Consider the following 16624-nt stretch of genomic DNA (forward strand, 5'->3'; position numbering starts at 1 on the left):
CCGGTGGCCGAGCCGCGCCCCGCCCGGCCGGACGAAGCGGCGACGCTCCGCGCCCTGGTCCGCGCGGCCTATGCCGTCTACGTGCCGCGCCTGGGGCGCGAGCCCGCGCCGATGACCGACGACTACGCCGTCCGCATCGCCGCCGGCCAGGCCTGGATCCTGGAGGAGGACGGCACGCCGGTCGGCGCGCTGATACTCGAGGACCAGCCCGACGGCCTCTTGCTCTACAACATCGCGGTGGCGCCGGCCGCGCAGGGCCAGGGCGTCGGCCGGCGGCTGCTCGCCTTCACGGAGGCCGAGGCGCGGCGCCGCGGCTACGGCCTTCTGCGCCTCTACACGAACGAGAAGATGGTCGAGAACGTCGCGATGTACCCACGCCGCGGCTTCACCGAGACCCACCGCGGCGCGGAGGCGGGGCACCGCCGGGTCCATTTCGAGAAGCGCCTCTGAGCGCGCCGGCGACCGCGCCGCAGGACGGGCCGGCGCCCGACCCCGACCTGGCGCGGGAACGGGCGCAGGATGCCCGGCGGCGCGGCGACCTCGAGCAGGCCGTCGCGCTCCATCGTGCCGCCTTCGCGCTGGCCCCGCGGCGCGCCTGGCTGCTGGCGGAAATCGCCGCCGACCTGCGCGCGCTCGGCCGCTTCGACGAGGCGGTGCGCAACCTCGAGGAGCTGCGCCGGCGCGTGCCCGGCGCGGTCATCGCGGAGACGGGGCTCGCCGCCGTGGCGCGCGCGCGAGGCGACCTCCGGGCGGCGCTCGGCCATCGCCGGGCCGCGCTGGCGCTTCGGCCGGGAGATGCGCGGCTGGCCGCGGCGGTCGAGGCCGCCGCGGCGGCGCTCCGGCGGGCGGACTCGGCCGGGAGCCAGGCGGCGGCGGCGGCCGCGCCGGCCGACCAGGCCGAGCGTGCCGGCATCGAGACGCTCGACCGGGGCGAGCCCGCCGCGGCGCTCGGCCACTTCCTCGAGGTGCTGCGCCTGGCGCCGGGCCGCCGGCGCGTGCTCCAACCAGTGGCTGAGGCGCTGCGCCGGCTCGAGCGGCGGCGCGAGGAGACCTTCGTGCGCCTGCACGCCGCCGGCTTCGCCGAGCAAGCGGCGGCGGTGCTGGCCAGGGTGCCCGAGGCCGACGCCACGCTCGCGGCGCTGGTCCGGCGGGTCGCGGTCACGCCGGCGCAGCCCTTCCTGGTCGGACTCGGCCATCCGCGCTGCGGCACGAGCTTCACGGCGCACCTGCTGTCGCGCAACGGCCTCGCGGTCGGCCACGAGAGGGTGCGGGCGAACGGCATCGTCTCCTGGATGCTGGTCGTGGAGCGGCTGGCGAACCCGTGGGGCCACGCGATCGGGCCGCTCGCGCCGCATCGCTGCTTCGTGGTGGCGCGGTCTCCTCTCGCGGCCATTCCGTCGATCATGGGGGAGGACCTCGAGCCGCTGTCGCAGGGCTGGCGCGCGGAGGCTATCCGGCAGCGCACCGGGGTCGACATCCGCGATCCCGCGCAGGTGCCCCAGACGCCGGCCGGGCGTGCCGTCGCGTCCTACGCCCATTGGTACGCGATGGTGCTGGCGCGGCCGGCGGCGGCGATCTTCCGGGTCGACCGCCCCGGGGACGATGTCGCGCTCGGCGCCTTTGCCGGCCGCCCCGTGCGGCGCACGGCCGATATCCCGACGAATGCGCGGCCCACGCGCTACGAGCGGGTGAGTTGGGCGCCGGAGATGCTGGCGACCCTGCCCGCGCCGCTCGCCGCGACGCTGCTCGATGTGACGCGGCGCCTCGGCTACCCGGAGGATGCCGAGCGGATCGCGGCGCTGACGGGCGGCAGGTAGCGGCGCGCCGGAATGCAGACGCGCGCACCCCCATGGCGGGATTCGCGGGCCGGTCTATAACCGGCGCCGATGCGCGATCTCATCGTCACCGGCGCCCGCCTGCTCGATCCCGCCACCGGCCTCGACGCGCCCGGGGCGCTCCTGGTGCGCGACGGCTTCATCGCCGACCTCGGCCCCGGCCTGATGGCGCCCGAGGGCGCCGAGGTGCTCGACGCCGCCGGCGCCTGCCTGGCGCCGGGGCTCGTGGATCTGCGCGCCAATCTCGGCGAGCCGGGCGCCGAGCACCGCGAGACCATCGCGAGCGCGGCGCAGGCCGCCGCCGCGGGCGGCATCACCACGCTCTGCGTCCTGCCCGACACCGACCCGCCGCTCGACGACCCGGCGCTGCTGTCGTTCATGATCCGGCGCGGGGAGGCGACGGGCTCGGTCTCCCTGCTGCCCTACGGCGCCGCGACGGCAGGGTGCGCGGGCCGCGACCTCGCGGAATTCGGCCTGCTGCGCGAAGCAGGCGCCATCGCCTTCACGGACGGGGCGCGCGCCATCGGCAATGCGCGCATGATGCGCCTCGCGCTGTCCTACGCGCGCGCTTTCGGAGCCTTCGTGGTGCAGCACCCGGAGGAGCCCACGCTCGCCGCCGGCGGCGCGGCGACCGAGGGCGAACTCGCGACGCGCCTCGGCCTGCCCGCCATCACCCCTGCGGCCGAGGCGATGATGGTCGCGCGCGACATCGCGCTGGCGCGGCTGACCGGCGGGCACGTCCATTTCGCCCATGTCAGCACCGGCGCGGCGCTCGACCTGATCCGCGCGGCGAAGGCCGAGGGGCTGCGCGTCACGGCGGACACGGCGCCGCCCTACTTCGACCTGAACGAGACGGCGATCGGGGACTACCGCACCTACGCCAAGCTCTCGCCGCCGCTGCGGACGGAGGCGGACCGCCAGGCCGTGGTCGCGGCGTTGGCCGACGGCACGCTGGATGCCATCGCGTCGGACCACCAGCCGCGCGACGCCGACGACAAGCGCCTGCCCTTCGCGCAGGCCGAGGCCGGCGGCGCGGGGTTGGCGACGCTGCTCGGCGTGACGCTGGCGCGGGTGCATGGCGGGGACCTGCCGATGCTGGACGCGCTCGGGCTGCTGACCTGCCGGCCGGCGGCGCTGCTCGGCCTGCCCTGCGGGCGGCTGGCGAAGGGCGCGCCGGCGGACCTCGTGCTGTTCCACCCGCAGCGCGGCTGGAAGGTCGAGGCCGGCACACTGCCGGGCAAGGCGCAGAACTCCCCCTTCGACGGGCGCGCGCTGGAAGGGCGGGTGCTCGGCACCTGGAAGGGTGGGCGGCGGGTCTTCGGGGGGCGGGCGTGATCGCGGATCCCTCCGTCGCCTTCGTCGTCGCGCTGGCCGGCGGCTACCTCATCGGCTCCATCCCGTTCGGCCTGCTGCTGACGCGCTGGGCGGGGCTCGGCGACATCCGGGCGATCGGGTCGGGCAACATCGGCGCGACCAACGTGCTGCGCACGGGGCGCAAGGGCCTCGCCGTCGCGACCCTGCTGCTGGACGCGCTGAAGGGCGTCGCCGCGATCCTGCTGGTGCGCTGGACCATCGGAGAACAGGACCTCGTCGCCGGCACCGCCGCCGTTCTCGGGCACACCCTGCCTGTCTGGCTCGGCTTCAAGGGCGGCAAGGGGGGGGCCACGGCGCTCGGGGTGTGCCTCGCGGCGATGTGGCAGGTCGGGCTTGCCGTCATGGTGGTCTGGCTGGTGGCGGCGAGGCTCACGCGGATCTCCTCGGCCGCGACGCTGATCGGGGTCGCGGCCACGGCGCCGCTGGCGCTGATACTGGCCGACGCGGAGCACGCGCTGCTCGCGCTGCTCGTCGGCGTGCTGGTCTTCTGGCGGCATGAGGCGAACATCCGCCGGCTGATCGCGGGGACGGAACCGCGGATCGGGCGCAAGGGCTGAGGGGCGCGCTCGGCGGCGGCGAGCCTGGACGAATGACGTCCGGGTAGAATTGCTATACACATTGCTCCCGTGATCGTTGCATTCATCCGACGCACCCCGGCGCGCCACGCCCCGCGATGACGGGCGCCTCCCTCGCCCGGCTCCGGCTCGCCCGAACGGATGGCGTCGGGCCCCTCACCTTCCGCCGCCTGCTGGTCCGGCACGGCAGCGCCGAGGCTGCGCTCGCTGCCCTGCCCGCGCTCTCGGCCGGCCGAGCCGCGCCTTACGCCCCGCCGCCCGAAGCCGAGGCGCGGCGGGAAGCCGCCGCGCTGGCGAAGCTCGGCGGCCGCTTTGTCTTCCTGGACGACCCGCTCTACCCGCCCCTGCTCGCCCGCCTGCCCGACGCCCCGCCGGTGCTGGCCGTGCTGGGCGATGCCCCCCTGCTCGCCGCCCCCGCCGTCGCCATCGTCGGCGCGCGCAACGCCTCGGCCGCCGGGCGGCGCATCGCGGAAGACCTGGCCGAGGCCCTGGCCGCCAAGGGCCTGACCGTCGTCTCGGGCCTCGCACGCGGGATCGACACCGCGGCGCATGACGGCGCGCTCCGCACCGGCCCGACCATCGCCGTGCTGCCGGGGGGGCTCGACCGCCCCTACCCGCCCGAGAACGCGGCGCTCGCCGCGCGCATTGCCGCCGGCGGCGCCGTGGTGGCAGAGGCGCCACTCGGCACCGCGCCGCTCAACCGACATTTTCCGCGCCGCAACCGGATCGTGGCGGGCCTGTCGCTGGGTGTCGTGGTGGTGGAGGCGGCGCATCGCTCGGGCACGCTCATCACCGCGCGGCTTGCCCTGGAACAGGGGCGCGAGGTCTTCGCCGTGCCGGGCAGCCCGCTCGATCCGCGCTGTCGGGGCTCGAACGACCTGATCCGCCAGGGCGCCCACCTGGTCGAGACCGCCGCGGACGTGCTCGACCATCTGCCCGAGGCGCCGCGCGACGCGCCGCTGTTTGCCCTGCCCGCGCTGGCCGCCGCGGAGGCGGAGGCGGCCGAACTACTTGGCCCGCCCCCGGAAGGACAGGCCGAAGTCCTTGAACTGATTGGCTTGTCGCCGGTATCGGTTGACGAGGTGCTCCGGCGCTGCCACCTGTCCCCCCCTGATCTGCAGGCCGTGCTGACGGATCTGGAGTTGGAGGGCCGGGTCGAACTGCTCCCCGGCCATCGCGTCATGCGCAGTTCGAACGGGTGATCCTGGAAGACATGTCCGACGTCGTCGTCGTTGAATCGCCGGCCAAGGCCAAGACGATCGAGAAGTATCTCGGCCGTGACTTCACGGTCCTGGCCTCCTTCGGGCATGTCCGCGACCTGGAGGAGAAGGACGGCGCCGTCCTGCCCGATCAGGACTTCGCCATGGTGTGGGGCAAGGACGGACGCGGGGAAGCGCAGGTCGCCAAGATCGCCACCGCGCTGAAGGGGGCCAAGCGCCTCTTCCTCGCCACCGACCCCGACCGGGAAGGTGAGGCGATCTCCTGGCATGTGAAGGACATGCTGGGCAGCCGCGGCGCGCTGAAGGGCAAGGACGTCCGGCGCATCACCTTCAACGAGATCACAAAGCGCGCGGTGCAGTACGCCGTCGCCCATCCGCGCGACCTCGACGTGCCGCTGATCGACGCCTACCTGGCGCGCCGCGCGCTCGACTACCTGGTGGGCTACACCCTTTCGCCACTGCTGTGGCGGAAGCTGCCGGGCAGCCGGTCCGCCGGGCGGGTGCAATCCGTCGCGCTCCGCCTCGTCTGCGAACGCGAGGCCGAGATCGAGGCCTTCAAGGCGCGCGAGTACTGGACGCTGGAGGCGAAGTTCCAGACGCCGGCCGGGGCCCCTTTCACCGCGCGCCTGACGCATCTCGACGGCCGCAAGCTCGAGCAGTTCGACCTGCCGGACGCCGCCAGCGCCAACCGCGCCAAGGCCCTCGCCGAAGCCGGCACCTACGCGGTCGCCTCGGTCGAGAAGAAGCGCACCCGGCGCAACCCTCCGCCGCCCTTCATGACCTCGACCCTCCAGATGGAGGCGTCGCGCAAGCTCGGCATGGGCGCGCAGCAGGCGATGCGCACGGCGCAGGCTTTGTACGAGGCCGGCCACATCACCTACATGCGGACCGACGGCGTCCAGATGGCGCGTGAGGCGATGATCGCCATCCGCGACCACGTGAAGGACGCCTTCGGCGCCGACTACCTGCCCCCCGCCCCGCGCGAGTACCAGTCCAAGGCCAAGAACGCCCAGGAAGCGCACGAGGCGATCCGCCCAACCGACGTGACCCGCACGCCCGACGCCATGGGCCGGGAGCTGGATGGCGCCCAGGCGCGGCTCTACGACCTGATCTGGAAGCGCGCGGTCGCGTCGCAGATGTCGTCGGCGGAACTCGACCAGACGGCCATCGACATCACCAACGGCGATGGAAAAATCCGTTTCCGGGCAACAGGTTCCGTGGTGGCTTTCGACGGCTTCCTGAAGCTGTACCGTGAAGATGAGGACGACCGCGCCGCCGATGCCCGCGCCGGCCTCAAGCCCGCCGAGCCGTCGGAGGACGAGGACAGCCGCATCCTGCCGCCGATGGCCGAGCGCGACCCGCTGAAGCGCGGCGACATCGCGGCCAGCCAGCACTTCACGCAGCCGCCGCCCCGCTATTCCGAGGCAAGCCTGGTCAAGCGGCTGGAGGAACTCGGCATCGGCCGGCCGTCGACCTACGCCTCGATCCTGCAGCGCCTGCAGGACCTGAAGTACGTGACGCTCGAGAAGCGACGCTTCATCGCCCAGGACCTCGGGCGGATGGTGACCACCTTCCTCGTCCGCTACTTCGAGAAATACGTCGACACGGGCTTCACCTCCCAGATGGAGGAAAAGCTCGACGAAATTTCGGAGGGCCAGGCCGACTGGCGCGCCGTGATGCGCGCCTTCTGGACCGAGTTCTCCGCCGCGGTGGAAGCGACGCGCGATCTCAAGATCCGCGATGTGATCGACTCGCTGGACGAGGACCTCGGCCCGCACATCTTCCCCGCCCGGGGCGATGGCTCGGACCCGCGCGCCTGCCCCTCCTGCGCCGATGGGCGGCTCGGGCTGCGGCTCGGCCGGACCGGCGCCTTCATCGGCTGCTCGAACTATCCTGAATGCCGCTTCACCCGCCCCTTCGGCGTCGATTCAGGGGAGGGCGAGGGCCAGGCGCCGAGCGAGCAGGCGCTCGGCACCCATCCCGAGACCGGCGAGGCCGTGACGCTCAAGCGTGGCCCCTATGGCTTCTACATCCAGCTCGGGGAGCCCGGAACGGACGCCAAGGGCAAGCCGACCAAGCCGAAAAGAACAAGCCTTCCCAACGGCGTGGCGCCGGACACTGTCGCGCTGGAGCAGGCGCTCGGTCTGCTCTCCCTGCCGCGGATCATCGGCCGCGACCCCGAGACGGGGGAGGAGATCACCGCCGGCCTCGGCCGCTTCGGCCCCTACGTGCGCTGCGGATCGGTCTTCAAGTCGCTCGACAAGGATGACGACGTGCTGACCGTCGGCATGAACCGGGCGCTGGCGCTGCTGGCCGATGCACGGGCGCGGGTGCGCGAACTCGGCCCCCATCCGAAGGACAAGGAGCCCGTGGTGGTCCGCAAGGGGCGTTTCGGCCCCTATGCGCAGCACGGCAAGACGGTCGCCAACCTGCCGCGAGACGTGGCGATGGAGGAGGTCGACCTCGACGCGGCGGTCGCGCTGCTCGCGGAAAAGGGCAAGGCGCTGAAGCCGCGCGGCCCCGCCGGGCGCAAGGCGCCGGCCGCCAAGGCCGCCCCGCGCAAGGCCGCGGCCAAGTCGGCCGAGCCAGCCGCACGCAAGGCACCCGTCCGCAAGCCCGCCGCGAAGCCTGCGGCAAAGACGGCCGCGGCGAAGCCCGCCGCGCGGTCGAAACCCGCGCCGCGCGCCGGCAAGACCGCGCGCTGATGCCCCGCCGCGGGCCGCCGCCGAAGGGACACAAGGCCCGGGCGCGGAAGGCCGGCGCGACGGAGGCGGCGCCGGCGCGCCCACCCCGGCGCGGCAACGGCGAGGACGCGCCCCGCCACGCCGCCCCGGCGGAAGCCGGCGACGACGGCACGGCCGGCGCGCCCGGCCACGACGCCGCGCCGCACCGCCGGACCGCCAAGGGCATCGCCAAACCGCCCCGCCCCGCCGCCGCCGCACCCCGAGCCTCCGCCCGGCGCCGGGCCGCCGCCCGCCTGCCCGAACCGCCCGCCCTGCCCGGCAAGGCCGAGCTCCGCGCCTTCCTGGCCGAGGCGCCGGGCCGCGTCACCAAATCCGACATCGCCCGGCATTTCGGCCTGTCGTCGGACCAGCGCCCGGCGCTGCGCATCCTGATGCGTGAACTGGCCGCGGAAGGCAGCGCCGCGCCGGCCGGCAAGCGCGGGATCATCGCCTCCTCCCGCCTGCCGGAGATCGCGCCGGTCGAGGTCACGGGCACCGACCCGGACGGCGACCCCATCGCCCGCCCACTGCAATGGCAAGGGGAAGGCCGCCCGCCGATCGTCTACATGCGGCCCGAGCCCAAGGGCCAGCCGGCGCTGACGGCCGGGGAGCGGGTGCTCGCGCGGCTGCGCGAGATCGGGCCGGGGAAGTACGAAGGCCGCACCTTCAAGCGCATCGGCGGCGCGCCGCCCGCCCGCATCCTCGGTGTCTTCGAGGAAGGCCGAATCATTCCGACCGACCGCCGCCAGAAGGGCATCTGGGAGGTCCCGAAGGGCCAGGAAGGCGGCGCGCGGCCGGGCGACATCGTGCTCGCCGAGCCCCTGCCCTCCACCCGCCACCTCGGGCCGAAGCCGGCGCGCATCACGGAACGCCTCGGCGTGATGGGGGAGCCGCGCTCGGTCTCGCTGGTCTGCATCCACGCGCACGGCATCCCCGACATCTTCCCGGCCGAGGCCGTGCAGCAGGCCGAGCGCGCCCGGGGCGTCGCCGCCCACGGGCGGGTCGACCTGCGCGACATCCCGCTGGTCACGATCGACGGCGCGGATGCCCGCGACTTCGACGACGCCGTCTTCGCCGAACCGGACGGCGACGGCTGGCGCGTGCTCGTCGCCATCGCCGACGTGGCGCATTACGTGACGACGGGCTCGGCGCTCGACCGGGAAGCCTGGGCACGCGGCAATTCTGTCTATTTCCCCGACCGCGTCGTGCCGATGCTGCCCGAGGCGCTGTCGAACGGCTGGTGCAGCCTGCGCCCGGCGGAGGACCGCGGCTGCCTCTATGTCGAGATGCGCTTCGACGGCCAGGGCCGGAAGCGGGCGCATGCCTTCGGGCGCGGCATCATGCGGTCCGCCGCGCGCCTGACCTACGAACAGGTCCAGGCGGCCGCCGATGCCGGCGAAGACCCCGCCGCGCTCGCGTCCGGGCATGTCGGGCGCCTCTATGGCGCCTTCCGCGCGCTTCTGGCCGCGCGGGAGAAGCGCGGCACGCTCGACCTCGACGTGCCCGAGCGCAAGGTGGACCTGAATGCGGAGGGCCGCGTGACCGGCGTCAGCCCTCGCCCGCGCCTCGATTCGCACCGGCTGATCGAGGAATTCATGGTCGCCGCCAATGTCTGCGCGGCGGAGGAGCTGGAGCGCCTGTTCCAGCCCTGCATGTACCGCGTCCACGACCGCCCCTCGGACCAGAAGATGGAGGGGCTGCGCCAATTCCTGGCGACCTTCGACGTCACGCTGCCGCCATCGGACCGCCTGCACCCGCGCGACTTCGCCCGCGTGCTGGAGAAGGTGAAGGACACGCCGCACCAGCGCCTGGTGAACGAGGCGGTGCTGCGCGGCCAGTCCCAGGCCGCCTACCAGCCCGACAACATCGGCCATTTCGGCCTGGCGCTCGCGCGCTACGCGCATTTCACCAGCCCGATCCGCCGCTACGCAGACCTGCTGGTGCACCGCGCACTGATTCGCGGGTTGAAACTCGGCACGGATGGCCTGCACGAGACCGAGGCCGCCCGCTTCCCCGAGACGGCCGAGCACATCACGAACACCGAACGCCGTGCCGCGGCGGCGGAACGCGACGCCGTCGACCGCTACCTCGCGGCGTTCATGGCACAGCGGATCGGAGAGTCGTTCGAGGCGCGCATTTCCGGAGTGACTCGCTTCGGCCTCTTCGTCACCCTGGAGGAGAACGGGGCGAGCGGGATCGTGCCGCTCGGATCTCTGCCGGACGACCGATGGGATTTGGACGAGGCCACGCAGACGCTGGCCGGTCGCAGGACGAGGCTCACCTTCTCGCTGGGACAGGCGGTGGAGGCGCGCCTGCACGAGGCGACGCCGCGGACCGGCGGCATGGTGTTCCACCTGATGCAGGGGCTGCCGGCGCGCGGCCGCGGCCGGCCCGCGCCGAAAGGGCGGCCGCGCCGGCACTGATCCTGCCGGCGCTGCTGGTTCTGCTGCTGGTCCTGCTGCTGCCCGGGCGCGCCCCGGCGCAGGAAGCGGTCCGTACCGCCCCCTTCCCGCGCGAGGAGATGCGCCTCGTGATCGGCGCGGGCTTCGCCACCATCCTCGAACGCCACCTCGAAGCAGCGACGCCGGCCGACCTCGTCACCTGGGGGCTGGCCGGGCTGCAGCGACTCGACCCGGCGCTCAGGGTCGAGCGGGCCGGCGGGGACTTCGCGCTCGTGACCGAGGGCGGGCCGCTCCTGATCCGCCCGGTGCCGGCGGGCACGGCGGGGCCCGACGCCGCGGCGCGCGCCGGCGGCGCCGCGGCGGACGGGCTGACCCGCTTCCAGGAAGCCGCCTGGGCCGTCTCCCCCGTGCTCCGCCAGGCGGGCGCGCCGCGCATCATCGCCGAGACCTTCGAGGCCGTGTTCGGCCACCTCGATCCCTTCAGCCGCTACGTCACGCCCTGGGAGGCGCAGGCCGCGCGGGCCCGACGCACCGGGGAAGCGGGGCTCGGGCTGCGCCTCGCGCCGCGCCGGGGCGGCGGCGCCGTGATCGCCGCTGTCGCGGCGCACGGGCCGGCAGCCGAGGCGGGGCTCACGGTGGGGACGCGCGTGCTAGCGATCGACGGGCAGGCGCTGCGCATCCGCGATTCGAGCGGCGCGGCCGAATTGCTGGAAGGCCCGGCCGGCACGGCGGTGCGCCTTCTGGTGCTGCAGGGGCGGCAGCGGCGGGAGGTGGTGCTGGTCCGCACCCTGCCGCCGGCGGACCCGGTGTCGAGCGAACGGCAGGACGGCGTGCTCGTCATCCGCATCCCGGGCTTCACCGCGCACACCCAGCGGCAGGTTGCGGCCGCGCTGCTCACCGCGCTCGCCGAGGACGAGGCGCCGCGCGGGGTGGTGCTCGACCTGCGCGGCAACCGCGGCGGGCTGCTGTCTCAGGCGGCGACGGTGGCGGACATCTTCCTGGCCGACGGAGAGGCCTTCCGCACGATCGGCCGGCATCCCGATTCGGGGCGCATGTATGTCACGGCGGCGCCGGACCTCTCGGAGGGGCTGCCGCTGGTGGTGCTGGTGGACGGACGGACCGCGTCGGCAGCGGAAATCCTGGCCGCGACCCTGTCCGACCGCGGCCGTGCGGCGGTCGCAGGCAGCGCGACGACGGGCAAGGGGCTGGTGCAACTCGTGGTGCCGCTGCCCGATGGCGGCGAATTGCTGATGTCGTGGTCCCGGCTGATCATGCCGGCGGGCTGGCCGCTGCAGGGCGTCGGCGTGCTGCCGGGCCTCTGCACCGGGGGCAGCGCGGCCGCTGCGGCCGGCAACCTCGCGGCGCTGGCGGCCGGCGCGCGGCCGATGGGGCCGGCGCTGTCCCGCCTGCGCGCGCTGCGGCACCCAGTGCCGGCCGCGACGGTCGAGGCGCTGCGCGCGGCCTGCCCGCCCGGCGAGGGCAGCGAGGCCGACCTGCCGGCCGCGCGCGCGCTGGTGCTGGACCCGATCGCCCACCGGGCCGCCATGGCGCGCTGACGCCGGGGCAGCGAGACCCGCGCCGTTTCCCTTGACGCCGGCGCGCTTCGCGCTAATTTCCGCCCCCTCGCGCCCGGGGCCGTCTGGTCCGCGGGCCTCGGAGTTTTTGCCATGGCCAAGTCGAACACGATCCTCATTCGCCTCGTCAGCAGCGCCGACACCGGCTACTTCTACGTGACGAAGAAGAACACCCGGACCATGACCGGGAAGATGGAAAAGCGGAAGTACGACCCGGTGGCGCGGAAGCACGTCGTCTTCCGCGAAGCCAAGATCAAGTAGCCGGCGCCGGGCTCCCGCCCGGCCTTTGCCTGGTCACATGGATCGTCGGGAACTCGCGTCGCATGGGCCCTGGCATCGTGGCGCCGGCGGTCAGTCGGCCGTGGCCGTCCAGTCTTCGTCCAGTGCCTGCTCGACCCGGTTGCGCCCGCGCTCCTTCGCTCTGTAGAGCGCGGCATCGGCGGCGGCGATCAGGCGCTCGGCGCCGGAAAGTTCCTTCGCCGTCGCGACGCCGATACTGATCGTGATCGGCAAGGAAAGGCCGGCCGCGACCACTGGCCGCTCCGCGACCACGGCGCGCAGGCGCTCGGCGACGGTTGCGGTCTCCTCGTCCGAGGCCCCGGCCATGACCACCAGGAACTCCTCCCCGCCGTAGCGGGCCACCACGTCCACGGCGCGGAGGTGCTCCCGCAGGCGGTTCGCGACCTCCTTCAGCGCGATGTCACCGGCGCCGTGCCCGTGCCGGTCGTTCAGCGGCTTGAAGCGGTCGACGTCGATCAGCAGCAGCGCGACCGGCGCGCCGGAATGGATCAACTGCTCGAGGTGCCGCCGCACATAGCGCCGGTTGCGCAGCCCCGTCAGCGGGTCGGTCACCGCGAGTTCGAGCGAGCGATCCAGGCTTTCGCGCAGCAGGTCCTGGTAGCGCCGCCGGCGCAGCTGGTTGCGCACCCGCGCCCGCAATTCCGTGGGATCGAGCGGGCGCGAGACATGGTCGCTGGCACCGAGATCGAAGGCGCGCAGGACCGCCGCGCGCTGGTCGTCGGCTGCCAGGAGGATCACCGGCAAGTCCCGGCTCTCGGCCCGCGCGCGCAGGCGGGAGGCAAGCCGGAGCGCATCGCCGCCGGCCATCGGCAGGCTCAGCAGCGCCAGGTCGTGCGCATCGTCCTGCAGCCTTTCCCAGGCGGCGGCCTCCTCCGCCGCGTGCTCGACGATGACGCCGTCCGCGCCGAGCGCGGCCGAGATCGTGGCGGCCTCGGCCGCCCCGCCGCCGGCCAGCAGCATCCGCGCGCCCATCAGCAGGTCCGCGGGCACGGGCGCGGGCTCGACGCCGAGGTCGCGCACCGTGTCGGCCCGCAATTGCCAGGCATCCAGCACCTGCTTGACGCGCAGCAGCGCGCGCAGCCGCGCCAGCAGCAGCGCGGTGTCCACCGGCTTCGAGACGAAGTCGTCCGCGCCCGCCTCGAGGCCGCGCACGCGCTCCGCCTGCTCGGTCAGCGCGGTGACCATCACGACGGGTATATGGCCGGTCGATGCCTGCGCCTTGAGCCGGCGGCAGACCTCGAAGCCGTCCATCCCGGGCATCATCACGTCGAGCAGCACGACATCGGGCGACCAGGCGCTGCTGAGCGCCAGCGCCTCCGGCCCTGAGGCCGCGAGCGCCACCTCGAAATACTCGGCGCGCAGCCGCGCCTCCAGGAGCCGCAGATTCGCCGGCACGTCGTCGACGACGAGGATGCGCGCGGTCATGCGCCGACCGCCCGGCCCCGGCCGCGGGACGGGTGCCTGCCATGCAACCGTAACTGGCGCGCCCGGGGGCAGCGACCTATCACGCGAAAACGTGCATCCCTTTGAAATGTCATCGTTTCGTCACGGAGAACTGTATGTCCGGCATCACCCTCGGCGGGCGCTCCAAGCAAGACGGGTCGGGCGGGTTCAGTCTGTTCCTTCGCCGCTGGCTCGCCAACCCCCTGCAGATGGGCTCCATCGTGCCCTCCTCCCCGGCGTTGACGCGGCGAATCGCGGCGCTGGTCGAGCGCGCCGAGGACGAGGTCGTGGTCGAGCTCGGCGCGGGCACCGGTGCCGTCTCCCGCGCGCTGCTGGCCGCCGGGGTGCCGCCCGAGCGGCTCGTGGTCGTCGAGATCGTGCCCGACATGGCGCGCCACCTCGCGCAGAGCCTGCCCGGCGTCACGGTGATCGAGGGCGACGCCTTCGCCCTGCCCGAGGCGCTGCCGGCGGCGCTGCACGGCAGGGTCGGCACCGCCATCTGCGGCATTCCGCTCGTGCTGCTGCCCACCGAGGCGCAGCGCCGCTTCGTCGCGGCGGTCGAGGCCGTGGCGCCTGGGCGGGGCTTCCTGCTCTACACCTATTGCGTGACCTCGCCGCTGCCCTGGCGCGCGCTCGGCCTCGCCGCGCGGCGCGAGGCCTTCACGCCGCTCAACCTCCCGCCCGCGAGCGTCTGGCGATACCGTCCCATCGGGTGAAGGCCGCATCTCATCCCCGTGCCGAACGCCTTTCCGCAGCGCACCACGATCCTACACGGGCCGACGCGCCGCGGTCGAACGCCTTCTCGAACGGGGCCGTCAGGCGCTCGTGAGCGTGACCTCCCGGCCGTCGCGATGGCGCAGATGGGCCACGAGGCGCGGATGCGGGCTCTGGCGCACCTTCACCGTGTCCCCGAGGCCGCGCGTCGTCAGCGAGGCGCGGACCGCCTCCGCTTCCGGGTGTTCGGCCTCGAGCGCGGTGAGCCGCCAACCCGAATCCCGGATGTGCCTGGCCGCTCGTTCCCCCTCCCACTGGATCAGCGGCGGGATGAGGTTGTCCATGTCCTGCCGCTGCGGCGGGAAGGCCATGCGCCAGGACAGGTTGCCGCGCGACATGGCCATGATCTCCCCGGCCTGCGACGCGCCGAGCCGCGACACCACGGCATCGAGCGCGGGGGTCGAGGCGACATAGGCGATCAGCCGCGGCTCCGCTTCCAGCATGGTGCGCAGCGACGCGTCGTCGAGGTCGAAGGGGCGTGCATGCGGCGGGTCGGGCTGCGCCGGATCGGGCGCGATCACCTCGATGTAGCAGTTGGCCCCCATGCCAAGCAGCATGTTGTGCGTGCCCATCCCCGGATGCGCGCCGCCCTTGGACGGCTTCACGCCGAGATGGTCCTCGACGTAGCGCGCCCCTTCCTCGAGCGTTCGCGCCCCGATCACGATATGGTCGATTTCGGCCATGGTTTCCTGGCGTTCCTGTTGGTCCGCGGCGCCGTTCAGCGTGCCGCGAACTGGGTCTTGCCGAACATCACCTCGCGTTCGGCATCGGTCATCTGCCCGCGGCGCTGGTTCGCGGCGAGGACCTCGACACCCCGCTGCACCGCGGGGCGCGCGGCGATCGCATCGTGCCAGCGGGCGACGTTGGGATATTGACCGAGATCAACGCCGCGGCGCTCGGGATTGCGGATCCAGGGGAAGGTCGCGATGTCGGCGATCGAGTAGTCCGGGCCGGCGAGCCAGGCGCTTTCGGCCAGTCGCTTGTCGAGCACCCGGTGCAGGCGCGCGACCTCGTTCGTGTAGCGTTCGATCGCATAGGGCAGCTTCTCGACCGCATAGTTGGCGAAGTGGTTGTACTGGCCGAACATCGGCCCGACGCCGCCCATCTGGAACATGAGCCACTGCAGGCAGGTGTAGCGGGCGGCCGGATCGCGCGGGATCAGGTCGCTGCCCGCCTTCTCGGCCAGGTAGATCAGGATGGCGCCGCTCTCGAACAGGCTGAACGGCTTGCCGCCCGGCCCCTCGGGATCGACGATCGCGGGGATGCGGTGGTTCGGCGTGATGGCCAGGAATTCGGGGCGGAACTGCTCTCCCTTGCCGATCGCGACGGGCACGACCTCGTAGGACAGGCCGAGCTCCTCGAGCAGGATATGCACCTTGTGGCCATTCGGCGTCGGCCAAGTCCAGACCTGGATGGGCGCGGGCATGGCTGTCTCCTCGTTCGTTCGCGGCCACGATGGCGGTGGGCCGACGGCGGCGCAAGCGGAGGCCCGCCGCGCCGCGCGTGACGGCTGGATGAATTCACGCGGCCCCGCGCACGGCCGCGCCTGGCATGCGGGACGCGCGGCCGACAGCCGCTGCACTCGTCCGCCTTGACGGCACGGTCCCGCACCGGCGTCCTGCGACGCCTGAGGAGACGCCCATGGACCAGCCCATGCCGCGCGCGAAGATCGCCGAGACCGTGATCCACCCGACCGCCCGGCTGCGCGAGGCAACTATCGGCGCGCGCTGCGAGATCCTGGAACGCTGCTCGGTCGAATACGCGACGATCGGCGACGCATCCTACCTCGGCCACGACTGCCAGGTCGCGGATGCCGAGATCGGCAGGTTCTGCGCCATCGCGGCGCATGTGCGGATCGGTCCGCCGAACCACCCGATGGGGCGTCCCTCCCAGCACCGCTTCACCTACGTGCCGGAATACTACGACCCCGCGCAGCAGCGCGACGCCGGCTTCTTCGCCGCGCGCCGCGCGGCTCGCACGCGGATCGGCCACGATGTCTGGATCGGCCATGGCGTGACGGTGCTGGCGGGCGTCACGGTGGGCGACGGCGCGGTGCTGGCGGCCGGCGCGGTGGTCGCGAAGGACGTGGCGCCCTACGCGATCGTAGGCGGCGTGCCCGCGCGGCGGATCAGGGACCGCTTCCCGCCGGACATCGCCGCGCGGCTGCAGGCGATCGCGTGGTGGAACTGGCCCTTCGAGACGATCATGACGCGGCTGGCGACGTTCCAGGCGGAGGACGCGGCGGGGTTCTGCGAGAGGTGGGGCGCGTGAAGGAAGGTGGGGGGAGGTAAACCTCCCCCGATCCCCCTCCTTGGCGCCTGGCACGGATCCTGGGAGGTGGGGTGCCAAAGGACAAAGAAGGTTGAAGGGGGTCTGCGGGCAGAAGTTCCCTTCTCCCCCCTGC

Annotated in this window: 14 protein-coding genes; 11 read left to right on the forward strand and 3 right to left on the reverse strand. The window is 73.6% G+C overall.

Annotated features, from left to right (window positions below):
• Positions 1-3: 3 nt before the first annotated feature.
• The 9 genes from E8M80_RS05210 (at position 4) to rpmG (ending at position 11964) form a co-directional block, all read left to right on the forward strand.
• Positions 4-450 (forward strand): GNAT family N-acetyltransferase, encoded by a 447-nt coding sequence (locus E8M80_RS05210; RefSeq protein ID WP_137124579.1) that lies wholly within the window; start codon positions 4-6, stop codon positions 448-450.
• A 203-nt stretch (positions 451-653) separates the two neighbouring features.
• Positions 654-1817, forward strand: coding sequence for a hypothetical protein (locus E8M80_RS05215; RefSeq protein ID WP_137124580.1), 1164 nt, complete (start codon positions 654-656; stop codon positions 1815-1817).
• A 69-nt stretch (positions 1818-1886) separates the two neighbouring features.
• Positions 1887-3170: a dihydroorotase family protein gene (locus tag E8M80_RS05220; protein WP_137124581.1), complete on the forward strand. Its 1284-nt coding sequence runs from the start codon at positions 1887-1889 to the stop codon at positions 3168-3170.
• The gene (gene plsY / locus E8M80_RS05225) at positions 3167-3766 is read left to right on the forward strand and encodes a glycerol-3-phosphate 1-O-acyltransferase PlsY (protein WP_206035569.1); all 600 of its coding nucleotides are present in this window, start codon (positions 3167-3169) and stop codon (positions 3764-3766) included. The genes E8M80_RS05220 and plsY overlap by 4 nt, the downstream gene beginning before the upstream one ends.
• Positions 3767-3882: 116 nt before the next feature.
• Positions 3883-4986 carry a DNA-processing protein DprA gene (dprA, locus tag E8M80_RS05230; RefSeq protein WP_137124582.1) on the forward strand — a complete coding sequence of 368 codons (1104 nt, stop codon included), beginning with the start codon at positions 3883-3885 and terminating at the stop codon, positions 4984-4986.
• Positions 4987-4997: 11 nt separating this feature from the next.
• Positions 4998-7709, forward strand: a complete 2712-nt coding sequence (gene topA, locus E8M80_RS05235; RefSeq protein ID WP_137124583.1) for a type I DNA topoisomerase — start codon at positions 4998-5000, stop codon at positions 7707-7709.
• The gene (gene rnr, locus E8M80_RS05240; protein ID WP_137124584.1) at positions 7709-10150 is read left to right on the forward strand and encodes a ribonuclease R; all 2442 of its coding nucleotides are present in this window, start codon (positions 7709-7711) and stop codon (positions 10148-10150) included. The genes topA and rnr overlap by 1 nt, the downstream gene beginning before the upstream one ends.
• A 98-nt stretch (positions 10151-10248) precedes the next feature.
• Positions 10249-11685: a S41 family peptidase gene (locus E8M80_RS05245; RefSeq protein WP_137124585.1), complete on the forward strand. Its 1437-nt coding sequence runs from the start codon at positions 10249-10251 to the stop codon at positions 11683-11685.
• 111 nt (positions 11686-11796) lie between these two features.
• The gene (gene rpmG / locus E8M80_RS05250; RefSeq protein WP_137124586.1) at positions 11797-11964 is read left to right on the forward strand and encodes a 50S ribosomal protein L33; all 168 of its coding nucleotides are present in this window, start codon (positions 11797-11799) and stop codon (positions 11962-11964) included.
• 90 nt (positions 11965-12054) lie between these two features.
• On the opposite strand, the gene E8M80_RS05255 is transcribed toward rpmG, so the two are convergent.
• Positions 12055-13428 (reverse strand): PleD family two-component system response regulator, encoded by a 1374-nt coding sequence (locus E8M80_RS05255; protein ID WP_137124587.1) that lies wholly within the window; start codon positions 13426-13428, stop codon positions 12055-12057.
• A 134-nt stretch (positions 13429-13562) separates the two neighbouring features.
• Between E8M80_RS05255 and E8M80_RS05260 the strand changes: the two genes are divergently transcribed.
• Positions 13563-14162, forward strand: a complete 600-nt coding sequence (locus E8M80_RS05260) for a class I SAM-dependent methyltransferase (RefSeq protein ID WP_137124588.1) — start codon at positions 13563-13565, stop codon at positions 14160-14162.
• 99 nt (positions 14163-14261) lie between these two features.
• Here the strand turns inward: E8M80_RS05260 and E8M80_RS05265 are convergent, their stop codons facing one another.
• On the reverse strand, positions 14262-14903 hold the full coding sequence (locus tag E8M80_RS05265) for a VOC family protein (RefSeq protein WP_137124589.1): 642 nt from the start codon (positions 14901-14903) through the stop codon (positions 14262-14264).
• Positions 14904-14938: 35 nt separating this feature from the next.
• Positions 14939-15646 carry a glutathione S-transferase N-terminal domain-containing protein gene (locus E8M80_RS05270; protein WP_137124590.1) on the reverse strand — a complete coding sequence of 236 codons (708 nt, stop codon included), beginning with the start codon at positions 15644-15646 and terminating at the stop codon, positions 14939-14941.
• A 215-nt stretch (positions 15647-15861) separates the two neighbouring features.
• Here E8M80_RS05270 and E8M80_RS05275 point away from each other — a divergent pair, with 215 nt between their 5' ends.
• Positions 15862-16491 carry a DapH/DapD/GlmU-related protein gene (locus E8M80_RS05275; protein WP_137124591.1) on the forward strand — a complete coding sequence of 210 codons (630 nt, stop codon included), beginning with the start codon at positions 15862-15864 and terminating at the stop codon, positions 16489-16491.
• The last annotated feature ends 133 nt before the right edge of the window (positions 16492-16624 follow it).

Source organism: Roseomonas sp. HF4, from assembly GCF_005222755.1.
In the GTDB taxonomy this organism is placed as follows: domain Bacteria; phylum Pseudomonadota; class Alphaproteobacteria; order Acetobacterales; family Acetobacteraceae; genus Neoroseomonas.